General features: G+C 68.9%; 17 protein-coding genes. 9 read left to right on the top strand and 8 right to left on the bottom strand.

All coding sequences use genetic code 11. The annotated features are described in order from the left end of the window. Positions 1-39 precede the first annotated feature (39 nt). From EV643_RS17815 to EV643_RS17805, 3 genes are read left to right on the top strand one after another with little or no spacing between them, the layout of a single operon-like run. Entirely contained in the window at positions 40-852 is an 813-nt protein-coding gene (locus tag EV643_RS17815; RefSeq protein ID WP_133801214.1) for an ABC transporter ATP-binding protein, read from the top strand. Continuing rightward, the gene (locus EV643_RS17810) at positions 849-1,610 is read left to right on the top strand and encodes an ABC transporter permease (protein ID WP_133801213.1); all 762 of its coding nucleotides are present in this window, start codon (positions 849-851) and stop codon (positions 1,608-1,610) included. The genes EV643_RS17815 and EV643_RS17810 overlap by 4 nt, the downstream gene beginning before the upstream one ends. Positions 1,611-1,645: 35 nt before the next feature. Further along, the gene (locus tag EV643_RS17805; protein WP_133801212.1) at positions 1,646-2,434 is read left to right on the top strand and encodes a MerR family transcriptional regulator; all 789 of its coding nucleotides are present in this window, start codon (positions 1,646-1,648) and stop codon (positions 2,432-2,434) included. Here EV643_RS17805 and EV643_RS17800 read toward each other — a convergent pair. Together EV643_RS17800 and EV643_RS17795 are read right to left on the bottom strand one after the other, a co-directional pair. Next, on the bottom strand, positions 2,431-3,033 hold the full coding sequence (locus EV643_RS17800) for a hypothetical protein (RefSeq protein WP_133801211.1): 603 nt from the start codon (positions 3,031-3,033) through the stop codon (positions 2,431-2,433). The two genes, EV643_RS17805 and EV643_RS17800, sit on opposite strands and share 4 nt — an antisense overlap. A gap of 76 nt (positions 3,034-3,109) precedes the next feature. Beyond that, on the bottom strand, positions 3,110-4,075 hold the full coding sequence (locus EV643_RS17795; RefSeq protein ID WP_238165648.1) for a hypothetical protein: 966 nt from the start codon (positions 4,073-4,075) through the stop codon (positions 3,110-3,112). A gap of 127 nt (positions 4,076-4,202) precedes the next feature. Between EV643_RS17795 and pgsA the strand changes: the two genes are divergently transcribed. The 3 genes from pgsA to EV643_RS17780 are packed head-to-tail and all read left to right on the top strand — an operon-like array spanning position 4,203 to position 6,932. Further along, positions 4,203-4,952 (top strand): phosphatidylinositol phosphate synthase, encoded by a 750-nt coding sequence (gene pgsA / locus EV643_RS17790; RefSeq protein ID WP_133801210.1) that lies wholly within the window; start codon positions 4,203-4,205, stop codon positions 4,950-4,952. 12 nt (positions 4,953-4,964) lie between these two features. Further along, positions 4,965-5,831 (top strand): phosphatidylinositol mannoside acyltransferase, encoded by an 867-nt coding sequence (locus EV643_RS17785; RefSeq protein WP_133801209.1) that lies wholly within the window; start codon positions 4,965-4,967, stop codon positions 5,829-5,831. Positions 5,832-5,834: 3 nt separating this feature from the next. Continuing rightward, positions 5,835-6,932 carry a glycosyltransferase family 4 protein gene (locus EV643_RS17780; RefSeq protein WP_133801208.1) on the top strand — a complete coding sequence of 366 codons (1,098 nt, stop codon included), beginning with the start codon at positions 5,835-5,837 and terminating at the stop codon, positions 6,930-6,932. Between the two features lie 4 nt (positions 6,933-6,936). On the opposite strand, the gene EV643_RS17775 is transcribed toward EV643_RS17780, so the two are convergent. The 4 genes from EV643_RS17775 to EV643_RS17760 form a co-directional block, all read right to left on the bottom strand. Then, positions 6,937-7,173 carry an anti-sigma factor family protein gene (locus EV643_RS17775; protein ID WP_133801207.1) on the bottom strand — a complete coding sequence of 79 codons (237 nt, stop codon included), beginning with the start codon at positions 7,171-7,173 and terminating at the stop codon, positions 6,937-6,939. Beyond that, the gene (locus EV643_RS17770; RefSeq protein ID WP_133801206.1) at positions 7,170-7,799 is read right to left on the bottom strand and encodes an RNA polymerase sigma factor; all 630 of its coding nucleotides are present in this window, start codon (positions 7,797-7,799) and stop codon (positions 7,170-7,172) included. The genes EV643_RS17775 and EV643_RS17770 overlap by 4 nt, the downstream gene beginning before the upstream one ends. A 47-nt stretch (positions 7,800-7,846) precedes the next feature. Then, positions 7,847-9,118: an MFS transporter gene (locus EV643_RS17765; RefSeq protein ID WP_133801205.1), complete on the bottom strand. Its 1,272-nt coding sequence runs from the start codon at positions 9,116-9,118 to the stop codon at positions 7,847-7,849. A 70-nt stretch (positions 9,119-9,188) separates the two neighbouring features. After that, the gene (locus EV643_RS17760; RefSeq protein ID WP_133801204.1) at positions 9,189-9,593 is read right to left on the bottom strand and encodes an HIT family protein; all 405 of its coding nucleotides are present in this window, start codon (positions 9,591-9,593) and stop codon (positions 9,189-9,191) included. 93 nt (positions 9,594-9,686) lie between these two features. Here EV643_RS17760 and EV643_RS17755 point away from each other — a divergent pair, with 93 nt between their 5' ends. From EV643_RS17755 to EV643_RS17745, 3 genes are read left to right on the top strand one after another with little or no spacing between them, the layout of a single operon-like run. Further along, positions 9,687-10,133, top strand: a complete 447-nt coding sequence (locus tag EV643_RS17755; RefSeq protein WP_133801203.1) for a hypothetical protein — start codon at positions 9,687-9,689, stop codon at positions 10,131-10,133. Beyond that, entirely contained in the window at positions 10,130-11,023 is an 894-nt protein-coding gene (locus tag EV643_RS17750; protein ID WP_133801202.1) for a tetratricopeptide repeat protein, read from the top strand. Before EV643_RS17755 ends, EV643_RS17750 begins: the two co-directional genes overlap by 4 nt. Next, a complete protein-coding gene (locus EV643_RS17745; protein ID WP_133801201.1) occupies positions 11,020-12,264 on the top strand; it encodes a tetratricopeptide repeat protein in 1,245 nt (414 codons plus the stop codon). Before EV643_RS17750 ends, EV643_RS17745 begins: the two co-directional genes overlap by 4 nt. Here the strand turns inward: EV643_RS17745 and EV643_RS17740 are convergent, their stop codons facing one another. After that, positions 12,265-14,400 carry an elongation factor G-like protein EF-G2 gene (locus tag EV643_RS17740; protein ID WP_133801200.1) on the bottom strand — a complete coding sequence of 712 codons (2,136 nt, stop codon included), beginning with the start codon at positions 14,398-14,400 and terminating at the stop codon, positions 12,265-12,267. Positions 14,401-14,603: 203 nt separating this feature from the next. Further along, the gene (locus EV643_RS17735; protein ID WP_133801199.1) at positions 14,604-15,701 is read right to left on the bottom strand and encodes a coiled-coil domain-containing protein; all 1,098 of its coding nucleotides are present in this window, start codon (positions 15,699-15,701) and stop codon (positions 14,604-14,606) included. Positions 15,702-15,709: the final 8 nt, after the last annotated feature.

Below are 15,709 nucleotides of genomic sequence, written 5' to 3'. Positions count from 1 at the left end.
TTGACCTTGACGTAGCGTCAACCCTCCATGCTGGCTGGCATGAGCATCTCGCCAACAACCGATCATGTCGAGCAGCCCGCTATACACGTGCAAGGCCTGGAGAAGTCGTTCAAGCAGTTGAAAGTGCTGCGCGGTGTGGACATCGACGTGGCGCGGGGCAGCATCTTCGCCCTGCTCGGCTCGAATGGGGCGGGCAAGACCACGGTGGTGAAGATCCTGTCCACGCTGCTCAAGGCCGACACAGGAACTGCCCGGGTCAACGGCTTCGATGTCGTGACCCAGGCCGCCGACGTCCGCGAGTCCATCAGTCTCACCGGGCAGTTCGCGGCGGTCGACGAGATCCTCAGCGGGCGGGAGAACCTCGTCCTGGTCGCCAGGCTGAGGCACCTCGAGGACCCGGGCACGATCGCGGATGACCTGCTGAGGCGCTTCTCGCTGACCGAGGCGGGCAGCCGGAGGGTAGCGACGTACTCCGGTGGCATGCGCCGCCGGCTGGACATCGCGATGAGTCTGATCGGGAGCCCGCCGGTCGTCTTCCTCGACGAGCCGACGACCGGGCTCGACCCGGAGGCGCGCCTCGAGGTGTGGCAGGCCGTCAAGGAGCTGGCCCAGGGCGGCACGACCGTGCTGCTCACGACTCAGTACCTCGATGAGGCAGAGCAACTCGCCGACCGGATCGCGATCCTGCACGAGGGCCGGATCATCGTGAACGGCACCCTCGATGAGCTCAAGCAACTCCTCCCACCCGCCGAGGTCGAGTACGTCGAGAAGCAGCCGACCCTCGAGGACGTCTTCCTCACTCTCGTCGGCGCCAGAACGGACAGCGCCAGAACGGACGGGGAACAACGATGAACAAGCACTTCCTCGGCGACACCACCGTCCTCACCGGACGTTCGCTGCGCCACATCGCCCGCAGCCCGGACACCATCATCACGACCGCGATCATGCCGATCGCCTTCATGCTGCTGTTCGTCTACGTCTTCGGCGGCGCGATCCAGACCGGGTCCGACAAGTACGTGAACTACCTGCTGCCCGGCATCCTGCTGATCACGATCGCCTCGGGAATCTCCTACACCGCCTTCCGGCTCTTCCTGGACCTGCAGGGCGGCATCTTCGAACGGTTCCAGTCCATGCCGATCGCGCGGTCGTCGGTGCTGTGGGCGCACGTGCTGACCTCGCTGGTCGCCAATCTGATCTCGCTCGTGGTCGTCGTGCTCGTCGCCCTGCTGATGGGCTTCCGGTCGGGGGCGGGCGTGCTGGGGTGGCTGGCGGTCGCCGGCATTCTGGTCCTGTTCACCCTGGCGCTGACTTGGATCGCCGTGATCCCCGGCCTCACCGCAAAGTCCGTGGACGGCGCGAGCGCGTTCGCCTACCCGCTGATCTTCCTGCCGTTCATCAGCTCGGCCTTCGTGCCCACCGACACCATGCCCGGCCCGGTGCGCGCCTTCGCCGAGCACCAGCCGGTGACCTCCATCGTCAACGCGGTCCGGGACCTGTTCACCCAGCAGCCGGTCGACTCCGACATCTGGACCGCCCTCGCCTGGTGCGTCGGCATCCTCGTCGTCGCCTACTTGTTCGCCAACGTCTCCTACCGTCGCAAGATCTCCTGAACCGGCGTCGACCGGGCCGGGGGCAGGATTAGAGCATGCTGACGATCGGTCAACTGGCGGCGTATGCCGGCGTCACGGCGCGGGCGGTGCGGCACTATCACCAGATCGGACTACTGCCCGAGCCGGAACGGGATGCTTCGGGATACCGGCGGTACGGCGCAACGGCAGCCGTGTCCCTCATCAAGATCCGCACCCTCGCCGACGCCGGCACGCCGCTGTCCGAGATCGGTCAGATGCTCGAAGCCGACGCATCGACCTTTGCCGAAGCGGTCCAGCGGATCGACGGCCGCCTGCGCGACGAGATCGAACGGCTGGAGACCAGCCGCAAGCAGATCGCGCAGCTCACTGCCGGGGACAATCTGGCGCTCCCACCCGAGGTGATCTCCTATCTCGATCGGCTGCGGGAGATCGGGGTGTCAGAGCGGATAGTGGACGGTGAGCGGGACGGGTGGATCCTGGTCGCGGCTCGCTGGCCCGATCACATCCGCGAGGTGATGGCCGGCAAACACGCGCAGCTCGACGACCCGCAAATGGTTCGGCTCTATCGGGTCCTGTCGGAGATCTCCGAAGACGACCCGCCCGACGGCCTGCTGGAGGAAGCCGCCGACATCATGGCCGGCCTGGCCGAGCAGGCCTACACCTCGGGCGGGATCAACGTCGGCGGGATGGCCTACGACGACCTGGCGTTCGACCTTCTGGACGCACTTGTCCTCGAGACCGACCCGCGGGCGCAGCGGCTGGTGGACCTGATGCGCGAGCGTGGCTGGACTGGTTGGAACCGGCTGGAGCGGCTGGCGGAGCCGCCCGGCCAACCTCTCAGCTAGGTGACCTGGAGGCGGCGGGGTTTCTGGGCGGTGCGTTGCCAGATCTCGTGCCAGCTGTCGTCGGCCTGTTGGCGGATGCCCGCAGGCAGTTGGACCGTCGGGCCGCGAGGGTCAACTCCGCAGGCGGTGCAGAAGGTGTCGACCGGCCGCGGATTCCCGCAGACCGCGCAGGTCGGCTGCGGCTGAGGCTCAGACAGATTCGCATCGATCAGCCGATGGAGCACCTTGATCAGCCGCTCGTCCGGATGCCGGCCAGGATCAGGACAGTACGCGAGGCTCATCACCGACAACCACTGATCACCCAGCGTCGGCTGCCGCTGCCCGATCGCCTTCTCCCGCCGGCGCCGATCCGCGAACGTGTAGCGCAGCAGCAGCCAGTGCCGGCGAGCCTCCTCCAACTCGTCGACCGCCCGGGTCAGAGACTCCGGATCATCCGACAGCTGCCGAGGTACGCCGGCCTGCACGGTCAGGTGATGCCAGGTCGCCCGGAACCCGTAGATCGGGAAGTGCAGCGAACATTCCCGCAGCGCCCAGAACCGCGCGACAGGATCCGCTGAACTGTCACGCACACGCTTCGCGGCCGCCGGGAAGCTGGTCACGATTCGCAATCTAGCGCGCCGGACCCCCTCTCCACCTCCCCTCGATGCGAAGAATTCACTTGCCGGGCCGGCTTGCTCAGCGGATGAACAGTGGCATCAGCGGCTCGACGATGTCGATCAAGGTGTCCATCGGGACCGGCCGGGCGGGGTCGGTGAGCGCGCTGACCCGCACCACGCGCCGGCCCTGGCGGAACACGAGTTCGCCCTGGTCAGGCAGGTAGTACCCGGGCCGCCCGATCGGCGCCGGCCTCGGCTTCGGCGTCTGCCGGGCCTCCGGGATCGAGTCCGCGTGCACCGATTCGACGATCGAGACGGTCGCGTCGAACGTCCCCCAGATGCACGTCAGCGCCCCGTTCACCCGATAGTCGCGCCGCAGTTGCACGATCGTGCCGATGAATCGCTCGGGTTGCGAGTTCGACACCTGGCAGGCCGAGTCCGACTGCCGCGCGTTGCGCATGACACTCGGTACGACCTCTCGTACGGCCTCCGCGATCACGAGCAACTCACCGGGCGGGATATCGCCCTTGGTGGTGATCCGCACAACCCGATCGCCGACCAGGAACACGACTCCCATCCCACCGGATCGCGCCTCCGGACCGAGCCGTACGCCGTTGGCCCCGAGCTTGTCGGCGGGTTCGAACAGGTTCGCGGCGTTGGCGAGCCGTTGCAGCGAATTCGGCTGGGCGGGGAGAGCGCTGACTCCGATCACCACCGGCTTCGCCCCGACCATGAGCGTGCACAGATCGAGCGCGGGGAGCCCACCGTCGTTCCAGGAGTTCGGCTTGGCCGTCCACTTGGTCGGCGGCACCGGCTCGACCCGTCCGAGCACCGCGCTACACGCATGCCTCGCCGGCTGCCCCGAAGTCCCGTCCAGCCCTTCCGCCTGTGGAGGCGCCACCACCGTCGGCACCTGAACGGTCGGCTGCGCCACCCCCGGTCGAGCCCCATCCGCCCGCCGCGCCACCGAACACCCCGCCAGCACCAGCGCGATCACGACCCACCACAACACCAGCCTCTCGGGGGTGGAACGCGGTGTGGACATGTGCGCCTCCGGGCCCGGTCGCAGCGGCCGGGTGAGGCCATCGTCCGTCATCGGTACGGGTCCGCGAAAGGGTTTTGGGGGCCGCCGTCACGCGATGGTGGCCCGGCTGGACTACGATCGCGTCGCCATGCTTAACAGATTCCGGCAGTTCTGGACCAGGCTGATCAAGCCGATCGCCGACCTTCTACTGCGCCTCGGGGTGAGCCCGGACGCGGTCACCCTGGTCGGCACCATCGGCGTGAGCGCCGGTGCGCTGATCTTCTTCCCGCGCGGGCAGGTCTGGATCGGCGTCGTCGTGATCACCCTGTTCGTGTTCTCCGACCTGATCGACGGCTACATGGCGCGGACGTCGGGCAAGTCGTCGAAGTGGGGTTCGTACCTGGACTCCACCCTCGACCGGCTCGGCGACGGCGCGATCTTCGGCGGCCTGGTGCTGTACTACGCCAACTCCGACGCCGGCGACTCGACCCCGATGGCGGCGGTGACGTTGTGGGCGCTGGTGATGGGCGCGACCACGTCGTACGCCCGGGCCAAGGCGGAGAGCCTCGGTCTGCAGGCGAGCGGCGGCCTGGCCGAACGCGCGGACCGGCTGGTCCTGGTCCTCGTCACCGGCTTCTTCTCGGATGTGCTGGACCTGCCGATCCTGCTCCAGATCGTCGTCTGGTACCTGGCCATCGCGAGCACCATCACCGTCGTCCAGCGCTCCCTCTCCGTCCGCAAGCAGGTGCTCGCCGACCCCGCCAACGCCGGCCTGGACACCCCAAATCCGGCGAGCTCCAACGACTCCGGTACTACGGCTGCCGGCGACTCCAGTACGACGGCCCCGGGCGACTCCGGTACTGCGGACTCGGGCCCGGACGGCTCTCCGTCGGCCTGAGTGCGCTGAACCGTGGAAAACCTGCGGCAGCGGTCGGTCGACCTCGCCTTCGCACTCGCCTGGGCGCTGGTACGCCGCCTGCCCGAGCCGGCCGTGACCTGGCTCTTCACGCGTGCCGCCGACTTCGTGGTACGGCGTGACGGCCGCGGTGTCCGACGCCTCCGCTCCAACCTCGGCGTCGTACGGCCGGACCTCACCGAAACCGAACTGGCCGCCCTCACCCGGACAGCCATGCGCTCGTACACGCGCTACTGGCAAGAGGCGTTCCGGATCCCCGACTGGTCGAACGAGCGCATCGTCGGCACAGTCCGCACGGTCAACGAGAAGGTCCTCCGCGACGCACACCAAGCCGGCCGGGGCGTCATCTGCGCCCTCCCGCACCTGGCGAACTACGACCACGCCGGGGCCTGGGCCGGGCTCACCGGGATGCCGGTGTCGACCGTCGCCGAACGCCTGCGCCCGGAGTCCCTCTTCGACCGATTCGTGGCCTACCGCAAGCAACTGGGGATGGAAGTCCTGCCCCTGACCGGCCACGATGAAGACGTGTCCGGCATCCTCGCCGACCGACTTCGCGCGGGAGGCTTCGTCTGCCTCGTCGCCGACCGGGACCTGTCGGAACGTGGTGTTCCCGTCACGATCTTCGGCCGCGAGTCCCGGATGCCGGCCGGCCCCGCCGCGCTAAGCGTCCGGACGGGCGCCCCGCTGATCCCCGCGACCCTGCACTACGACGGCCCCGACCTGGTGATCACGTTCCACGACCCGATCGACCCGGCCGACGGCGCGCCCGCGATGACCCAGCGCTGCGCGGACGCGTTCGCCGCCGGTATCGCCGCGCATCCCGAGGACTGGCACATGCTCCAGCGCATCTTCGTGGACTGACCGATGAAGATCGGCGTGGTCTGCCCGTACTCGCTCGGCACCCCGGGCGGAGTACAGAACCACGTCCGCGATCTCGCCGAGGCGCTCCTCGATCGGGACCACGAGGTCTCCGTCCTGGCCCCGATCGACCACGAACTCGCCCCGCCGTACGTCGTCTCGGCCGGCCACGCGGTCGGGGTGCCGTACAACGGTTCGGTGGCCCGCGTCACGTTCGGTCCTCGTACTGCGGCCCGGGTGCGGACCTGGCTCGCGGACGGGGACTTCGACGTGGTCCACGTGCACGAGCCGACGACTCCGAGTGCTGCGCTGCTGGCGTTGGGGGCGGGGGAGGGACCGTTCGTCGCGACGTTCCACACCTGGCAGGTGCGGTCGCGGGCGATGAGCGCGGCGGCCGGACTGCTGCGGCCGTGGCTGGAGAAGATCGACGCGCGGATCGCCGTGTCGGAGAACGCGCGCTCGATGATGGTCCAGCACATCGGCGGCGAGGCCGTGGTGATCCCGAACGGGCTGTACGTCGACCGGTTCGCCGGGCGGATCCGGCCGGAGTGGCGCGGAGCCGACGGCACGATCAGCTTCCTCGGCCGGATGGACGAACCACGGAAGGGCCTCGGCGTACTCCTCGCCGCCGTGCCGTCGTTGGTGACGGAGCGCCGGGACCTGAAGGTGCTGGTGGCCGGGACCGGGCAGGCGGACGAGGCCCGGCGCTCGCTGCCTGCGTTCTGCCGCGAGAACGTGGTGTTCCTGGGGGCGGTCGACGACGAGGCGCGGGCGGACATGCTTGCCGGGTCCGACGTGTTCGTCGCACCGCATCTCGGCGGGGAGAGCTTTGGCATCGTGTTGCTGGAGGCGATGGCCGCGGGCGCGCCGGTGCTCGCGAGCGATCTGGCCGCGTTCCGTCAGGTACTGGACGGCGGCCGGCTGGGGGAGTTGTTCGAACCTGGCGATCCCGCCGCGCTGGCCTCGGCCTGCCGTCGGTTGCTGGCCTCGCCGGACGACCGTGCAAAGCTGCGCGAGGCGGGCTCGAGCGCCGTACGCCGGTACGACTGGTCCGCGTTGATCGACGAGATCCTGGCCGTCTACGAGCTGGTCGCCCGGCGATAACCAGTCAGGGGCGGCGGGTCCGGAAGCTGTCGAGGAGACTCGTGCGGGCATCAGACGACAGGGGAGTGGTGGGGAGGTCGTCGAGCGCGTGGACGGTCTGGCGGATCTGGTCGAGGTAACGCTCGCAGCCGTCGCAAAGGGGGAGATGCGCGAGGAAGCGCGCCTCGTCGTCGGGATTGAGACCGCCTTCGAGGAAGGACGTCACCTGCTCGACGAAGTGCTGGCAGTCGAGGTCGTTCACGGTTTCGCCTCCCGGGTGTAGTACTCCTCCAGTTTGCCGCGGACGAACGCCCGGGCTCGATGCAACAGAACCCGCTGGTTGGCCTGGGTGATGCCGAGAAGCTCGCACACCTCGTCCGACGGATAGCCCTCGACGTCGCGCAACGTGATCACCAGCCGCTGGCGGTCCGGCAACTCGGCGAGCGCGGCCGCCAGCAGATCCTGTACTTCGCGCCGGAGCAGGCCCTGTTCCGGCGTCGGCCAAAGTGCCGGGAACTCCCACCAGTGGCCCGGGAACGGGTCGTCCGCCGGGCGGAAGCGAGCGGGGTCGACGGTCGGACCCGAGTCGTCGACACTGCTCAGCGGTACGACGCGGTGCTCACGGGTACCGCGGCGTTTGGCCGTGTTCGTGAGGATCCGGTAGACCCAGGTCTTCAGCGACGACCGTCCCTCGAATCCGTCCAGCGCCTCGATCACCGCCAGCCAGGTCTCCTGGACCACCTCGGCCGCCGATTCCTCCGTCGACACGAACGACCGCGCGACCCGGAGCATGCCGCCCGACCACGCGTCGAGCACGAGTGTGAACGCACTCTCTTCGCCCGCGCGCAACCGGGCCACCAGCACGTCCTCCGCCGGCCACGCCTCCATCGCGTCAGCGTAACCACGGATCACCGGAGAGCGGCAGGCCAGCAACCTCACGCCGCCTCCCGACGATCCTGGCCGTCCTCGGCAGGGTCCACCGACGCGGCCGGCGCGGTTCGTAGTACGAGCTCGTGAGCCGGTCGCAGGGTCACCCAGAGGAGAGCCAAACCGGCCAGGACCACCGCGGCGGTGATCATCCAGCCGGACGTGTACACACCCGACCGCTTGCTGACCGCGCCGAACCCCAGCGCGAACGGCATGAAGAAGATCCACGACACAGCCCCGATCCCCGACGCCACCCCCGTACGGATGCTCGACGGCACGGCGTCGTGCATCAACCGGCTCACGTGGATCCCCGCGACCACGACGAGCAACGTCAGCGCGATCATCGCCACGGTCAGTACGACGAGGTTGCGGCTGCTCGTCATCGTCAGGCAGGCGGCCAGCATCACGGCCACGACAATTGCCACCGGCAACCGCCGGTCCAGCCGTAGCCGCCCGGCCAGCAAGCCGCCGATTCCGAGCGTGGAGACCAGCCCGGCCCAGTACGGACCGTAGAACACCGCCGACGCCGACAGCGTGATCAACCACAGCGGCCCGAACTCGAACATCGCCTGCAGGATCAGTCCGCCCATCACCGAGGCCGCTGCGATCGGGACCAACCGGCCACGGTGCAGGATCGCGTGCGTAGTCACCCTGAGGTGCTCCCGGAGCGACGACCGCTCACTCGCCTCGTGCAACCGGGGCTCGCGGAACCGGGCGAGGGCGGCGAGTGCCAGAACGATGAACGGCAAGGTGACGAAGTAGGTCAGCCGCGCCGACAGAACCTCGGCGAGCCAGCCACCCGCGAATGCACTCAGCACCAGGCCGATGCTCTCGACCAGCCGGACCCGGCCGATCTGGCGTTCGTAGCCCTCGCTGCTCCCGGTCTCCTCGAGCACGGTGTCGTACACGACCGCCTCCATCGTGCCGGAGTACATGGCGATGTAGATGCCGAGGAAGAGTGCGGCGACGATGTACGTGAGCACATTCCGGCTCAGGCCGCCGACCAGGACCGAGGCGAGGAGCGCGACACCGGAGACCGCGAGTACGCCGCGACGCGACCACCGGTCGGCGAGGACACCGGAGACGACCTCGACCAGCGGTACCACGGCTGCGTACCCCGCGGCCATCACGCCGATCGTTGCCGCGTCGAAGCCGATCTCGGTCATGAACAGCTTCTCGACCGGCACCCAGAGCCACACGCCCTGGAGGAAAGCGGCGAGCCGCAAAGGCAGCAGACGCCGCGTCAGTCCGGCGCCGGATGTAGCTGTGACATTCAGCATGGCCAACCCCAGCTGCTCCTCGACAGGTCCTTACAGCCCTGCAGTGTCAGCAGCTCCGCCAAGCGTTACATCAGCGCAGTTCGACGGCCGTGGCGGCGATGTCCTCGGCGTCGCCAGGTTTCGGGTGCCAGGGCAGCACGAGCGGGTCGTCCTTGTACCGAGGGATCACGTGCAGGTGGGTGTGGAAGACGCTCTGCCAAGCGTCGGGGCCGATACAACTGAGCAGATTCGCGCCGTCCGCGCCGAGGCGCTCGATCACCCGACCGACCAGCGACTGGGCCAGCAGCGTGGCCGCGATGAGGTCCTCGGGAGCGCTGTCCCGCAGATCTGTGGCGTGCTCGCGGGTAACGACCAGGAGGTGGCCGCGGGTGGCCGGGTTGATGTCCATGAACGCGATCGCCCGCTCGGTCTCGGCGATCTGCTCGGACGGAATGGTTCCCGTCACGATCCCGCAGAAGAGGCAGTTCTCAGTCATCGCCCCAGCCTATGGGGCGTTGGACGGGGAGGGGACACTGGTCATCTGGCTGGCCTAGACTGCCCGGCCTGAACCACTGGCCACGGGAGAAGCATGCCGGACGAATTGCTGCGACCGACGATCCGCGCGGACGTCGACCTGTCGGTGCGGCCCTGGCGGTTGATGTCGCAGACGTACGTCGCGTTCTTCGGCGGTGTGATCGCGGTGACGGTGATCGCGTTCTTCAACGCCAGGCGACTCGGGGTCGACCAGGCCAAGCGTCGCCTCATCCTCCTCGTCGGTGGTCTCGGCCTGATCGCGGCGGCCGTGGTCATCACCGTCCTCACGGCTGACAGCACCTCCTCCGGCCTGCGAATCGCGATCCGGGTGGTCGCGGTGGTGTGCTGCCTGATCCTGCTCCGGATCCAGCAGCCGATGGACCGCGCGTTCCAGCTCCGCGGTGTCGACTACGGGTCGCTCTGGGGTCCCGGGATCGCGGCGGTCATCGGTGGCGGCGTACTGGAGGCGGTCCTGCTCGCGATCGTGGCGGTGACCCTGTGACCGAACCGGGCGCGGTGAACGACCCGACCGAGACCAGGCTGCAGCTGGCCGGTCACTGGCTCCAGATCGGCCACCCCGACCGCACCCTCTCCGAGCTCGATAGCCTCATCGGCGATGCCGCTCTCGACGTCCGCGCCTACCTCTTCCGGGGCGCGGCGTTGCACACGCTCGACCGCCACGCCGAGGCGATCGACGTACTACGGGACGGGCTGTCGCGCCACGGACCGTTTCTCCTGCTGCTGCAGGTTCTCGGTTCGGCGCTCCGTGCGGAAGGCCGGCTCTCGGAGGCCGAGTCGGCGTACCTGCAAGGTCTGAGCCTCGATCCGAACGAACCTGATCTGCTGATCGGCTACGCCCTCGTCTGCCTTACCGCCGGCCAGGCCGAGAAGGCCAGCGCCTTGGTCGAGCGGGCCGCCTCCCAAGCTCCCGAGAGTGCTGCTGTCGCCGCGGCCCGGGCCCAGGTCGCGTTTGCCCTGGGCAAGGACAAGGACATGCACCGGCACTCAGAGAAGGCGCTCTCGGTAGATCCCGAGGATCCGGGCGCACGAGCGTTGCACGGTACGGCTTCCATGCTCACCGGCGACTCACGGGCCGGCTACCAGTCACTCGCGTCGGCCGCGGCCGCGAACCCGGGCGATCCGGATCTTCGTCAGGCGGCCCGGGAGGCCCGGCTGGCGAACCACCCGCTGATGCGTCCGCTCCGACCGTTCCAGCGGTTCAACCCGCTGGTGATCTGGGTGGGTGCGGTCGCGGTGATCTACGGGCTGCGCCTCGCAGGTCTGGCGCCGCTGGCCGCACTGGCGGCGATCAGCTGGTTCGCGTTCTGCGTGTACTCGTGGGTGGCGCCGCCGTTGCTGCGCCGCTGGATCAACCGGAAGTGGGGCTCATGACGAACGACCGGATCTCCGCGCTGCGCAAAGCGGTCGAGGCGAACCCGGACGACGTCCTGCTCCGGCTCGTCCTCGCCGAGACCCTGGTCGCCGCCGGCGAGACCGAGCCGGCGCTCGACCAGTACGTCGTACTCCTCGATCAGCAAGGGCTCCCGGACGATCAGCTGGTCGCGGTCGGCGAACTGGCGGCCGCGAACGGCCGGCTCGCGTTGCTGCGGAGTTGTCTGGAGGCCGCGCGGCAGGCCGGAGTAGTGGAGGGGACCGGGCGGCTGCAGCAGCTGGTCGACGAGATGATCAGCGCGCGCAGCGGCGTGAAGGTGAAGGTCGGGCCGGTCGAGGGCGAGCCGTTCGTCGGCGATACGCCGAAGGAGACGACCACCTTCGACCAGGTCGGCGGGATGGACGAGATCAAGCGGGTGATCCACCGGATGGTGATCCTGCCGCTGAGCCGGCCGGAGCTGTACCAGAAGTACGGCCGCAAGTCCGGCGGCGGCGTGATGCTCTACGGTCCGCCGGGGTGCGGGAAGACCCTGCTGGCCAGGGCGACCGCGGGGGAGTGCGGGCTGCCGTTCGTGAACGTCCGGATCGAGGACGTGATGGACCCGTACCTCGGTGTCTCGGAGCGCAACCTGCACGCCGCGTTCGAGCGGGCCCGGGCGAACTCGCCATGCGTCCTGTTTGTCGACGAGCTCGACGCGCTCGCCTTCGCGCGGCACAAGCACGGTGGTTCCGAGGCGCGGCGGCTGGTCGATGTCCTGCTGCAAGAGCTGGACGCGATCGGCTCGGAGAACGACGGCCTGTTGGTGCTCGCGGCAACCAATGCGCCGTGGGACGTGGATGAGGCGATGCTCCGGCCGGGGCGGTTCGACCGGGTGATCTTCGTGCCGCCGCCCGATGAACCGGCCCGGGCGGACATCCTGTCGGTGCTGCTGAAGGACGTCCCGGCAGGCGGGCTGGACCTCAAGGCGTTGGCGAACCAGACGCCGATGTTCAGTGGCGCCGACCTGCGTGCACTGGTGGAACGCGGCGTCGACGCGGTGATCGACGAGGCGCTAACGACCGGTGGCGAGCCGCCGCTCTCCATGCTGCACCTGGAGAAGGCGCTGCCCACGGTGAAGCCGTCCACGCTGGACTGGCTGCACCGGGTCCGCTCGTACATCGAGTTCGCCAACCAGACCGAGCGCTACGACGACGTCGCCGCCTACCTCCGTTCAAAAGACGTCCGCCGCCGGCTGTCCTGATCAGGACTTGGATTTGACCTTTGCGGCAGCCGAGTCGGGCATGGATTCGTAGCGGGAGAAGCTGCGGGTGAACGAGGCCGAGCCGTGGGAGAGGGACCGCAGGTCGATGGCGTAGCGGGTGATCTCCACCTGCGGTACCTCGGCCTTCACCAGGGTGCGGTCGTCGCCCACCTTGTCCGTCCCGAGCAGGCGTCCCCGTCGCCCGGACAGGTCGCTCATCACCGTGCCGACCAGCTCGTCCGGTACCAGGACCGAGACCAGATCCACCGGCTCGAGCAAATTCACCTTCGTCGCGTTCGCCGCCTCCCGGAGCGCCAGCCCACCGGCCATCTGGAACGCCATGTCCGACGAGTCGACGCTGTGCGCCTTCCCGTCGAGCAAGGTGACCCGGATGTTGACCACCGGGTACCCCGCGCCGACGCCTCTCTCCATCTGCGCCCGGACGCCCTTCTCCACACTCGGGATGAACTGCCGCGGCACCGCCCCGCCGACCACCTTGTCGACGAACTCGAACTCGGACCCCTCCGGCAGCGGTTCCACCTCGATATCGCACACGGCGTACTGGCCATGTCCGCCCGACTGCTTCACATGCCGGCCGTGTCCCTTCGCCTTGCCGCCGAACGTCTCCCGCAGCGGGACCCGGAGTTCGACGGTGTCCACCGTCACGCCGTACCGGTTGGCCAGAGCGTCGAGGACCACATCGGAGTGCGCCTCGCCCATGCACCAGAGCACGATCTGATGGGTCTCGGGATTCTGTTCGATCCGCAGCGTCGGATCCTCCGCCGCCAGCCGCTGCAGCCCGCCCGACAACTTGTCCTCATCGGTCTTCGCGTGCGCCTGTACGGCCACCGGCAGCAACGGCTCGGGCATCGTCCACGGTCTGAGCAGCAGCGGATCGGACTTGTCGGAGAGCGTGTCCCCGGTCTCCGCGCGGGTCAGCCGGCCGATCGCGCACAGGTCGCCCGCGATCACCTCCGGCGCCGGCCGCTGGACCTTGCCGAGCGGGAACGACAAGGTGCCGATCCGTTCGTCCTCGTCGTGATCGGCGTGCGTGTTGCTCGCACCGAAGAAGGACGTGAAATGGCCCGACACGTGAACCGTCGTGTCGGGCCTGATGGTGCCGGAGAACACCCGGACCAGGCTGACCCTGCCGACATACGGGTCGGACGTCGTCTTCACCACCTCGGCGAGCAGCGGACCCTTGGGGTCACCGTCGAGCTTGCCCTTCGGTACGCCGTGCGGAGTGAACACCTCCGGCAGCTGGTGTTCCGGGGGAGCGGGGAACCCACTGGTCGCGACCTCGAGCAGCTCGAGGGTGCCGACGCCGGTACCGCTGCAGACCGGGATCACCGGGAAGAACGAGCCGCGCGCGACCGCCTGCTCCAGATCCTCGATCAGCACGCCCTGGTCGATCTCCTCGCCGCCGAGATACCGCTCCATCAGCGACTCGTCCTCGGACTCCTCGATGATCCCCTCGATCAGGCTGCCCCGCAGGTCTTCGATCCGATCGGCGTACTGCGGGTCGGGGGCGTGCGTGGTCCGCTTGCCGTCGGCGTACTCGTAGTGGGTCTGGGAGAGCAGCCCGATGACGCCGTCGCCGGCCGGGAAGTACAGCGGCAGGACCTTGTCGCCGAACGCGTTCTGGGCGGAGGAGAGGGCGGCGTCGAAGTTGGCGCGGGCGTGGTCGAGTTTGGTGATCACGACGGCGCGCGGCATTCCGACCTGATCGCACTCCTGCCAGAGCGCCTTGGTCGGCTCGTCCACGCCCTCGTTCGCGGGGAACACGAACAGCGCGCAGTCCGCGGCTCGCAGGCCGGCCCGGAGTTCGCCCACGAAGTCGGCGTACCCGGGGGTGTCGATCAGGTTGACCTTGATCCCGTCGTGCGGCAGCGAGGCGAGCGACAGCCCGACCGAACGCTGCTGCCGGATCTCGGCGTCGTCGAAATCGCACACCGTCGTGCCGTCCACGACGGTGCCAGGTCTGGAGAGCACACCGGAGGTCACCAGCAGGGCCTCGACGAGGGTGGTCTTGCCGGCACCCGACGGCCCGACGAGCACCACGTTACGGATGGCGGCCGGGGACTCCGCGGTGGGAGCCACACCTGCGCCCTGGGAAGTATTCGTCTTGTCTGCCATGACGTTCCTCCTAGTTAAGCCACCATTCCCCCAAGCACCCGCCCAGCACAAGCCCAACACCGCCCGAGATCCAGGCGTGGGCCAATCGGGATCCCCGTACCCCCACCACTCACCAAGCTCGCGCGCCCTCGCAGCTCCCCGCTCAACCCAGCCCGGTGGGCCTTCTTCGGCGGAGGTTGATGAGTGGTGGGTGTCCGCTTCGGCTAGACGGAGGTGTGAGTGGCCAATGCCGTGACGAGCGCCTGGAGGTCGTCGGGGTGCAGGCGAGGCGCCGCAGTGACCTCGGCCCGCAGCCGACCGAGCTCGGCGGTCTGGTTGAGCTCGGATAGCTGAGCGCGCAGGGAGGTGAGTTCGTCGTGCGCCTGCTGGAGGTCTTGCTCAGCCTGGCGGTGTGCTTCGGTCACGGCTGCGAGCTCATCTCTGCGAGCCCCAAGCTCACTGGCCTGGGTGGCTTCGGCGCGATTGGCGGCTTCTTGGATCGTCTGCAGTTCGGCTTGGTGGGTGGCCTCAGCTCGGGCGTGCTCGGTCGCCAGCGCTTGTTTCTGCCGGCGCTCGTCGGCCAGTTCCCCGCGCAGGGCGTCGGCTAGTGCGTCGGCCTGGGCGCGGTGCTCGGCCTGCGCGGCGTGGGCGGCGTCTCTTTCGGCCTGAGCCCGTTCGGTCGCGACCGCCAGTTCCTTGAGGTGGTGGTCGAGCATGGCTGCCCGCTCAGCTTGCTGGGTCGCGTGCGTCTCAGCTGCTCGCCGGGCAATGACCGCTTCCTCGGCTTGCTGCCGGGCGGCGCCCAATGCCTCAGTCGCGTCCATCGCCTGACGCGCGGCCGCCGCCGCTCGCTCCAACGCTTCGGCACGCGCCTTCCCTGCCCGCTCGGCTGCGACCGCACTCTGGCGTGCTCTCGCCTCGGCCTGCTCACGCGCCTCCTCCGCCGCGACCCGAGCGCGCTCAGCCTCGGCCACCTGGCCATGAGCATTCTCAACGGCCGCCACGGCCGCAGCCTCCACCTCATCCAGCCGACTCGTCACGGCGGCCAGCGCTGCCGTGAGCCCGTCGACCGGACCCCTGACCGCATCCAACTGTTCCCGCAGGCGATCAGCGTCGATCCGAAAGGCGCTGCTGTCGCCACCGACATCCAGCCCCAGCGCACCCAACGCCTCCCGCTCCGCACGAGCCATCTGCGCGCACGTCCGGCCGCCTTCCCACCGGGTCTCCCGGCAGAAACTCCGTGGCCTCCCACCCTGCGCACCCGGTACCGGCAACTCCGCCCGGCACTTGCTGTACCCGCACCTTCCCGCCTCCAAGATCATGCCGAGAA

The organism is Kribbella caucasensis (genome assembly GCF_004361855.1).
GTDB classification, from domain to species: Bacteria; Actinomycetota; Actinomycetes; order Propionibacteriales; family Kribbellaceae; genus Kribbella; species Kribbella caucasensis.
Note: the sequence above shows the minus strand (reverse complement) of the source record. Positions and strands in the feature narration are given on the sequence as shown.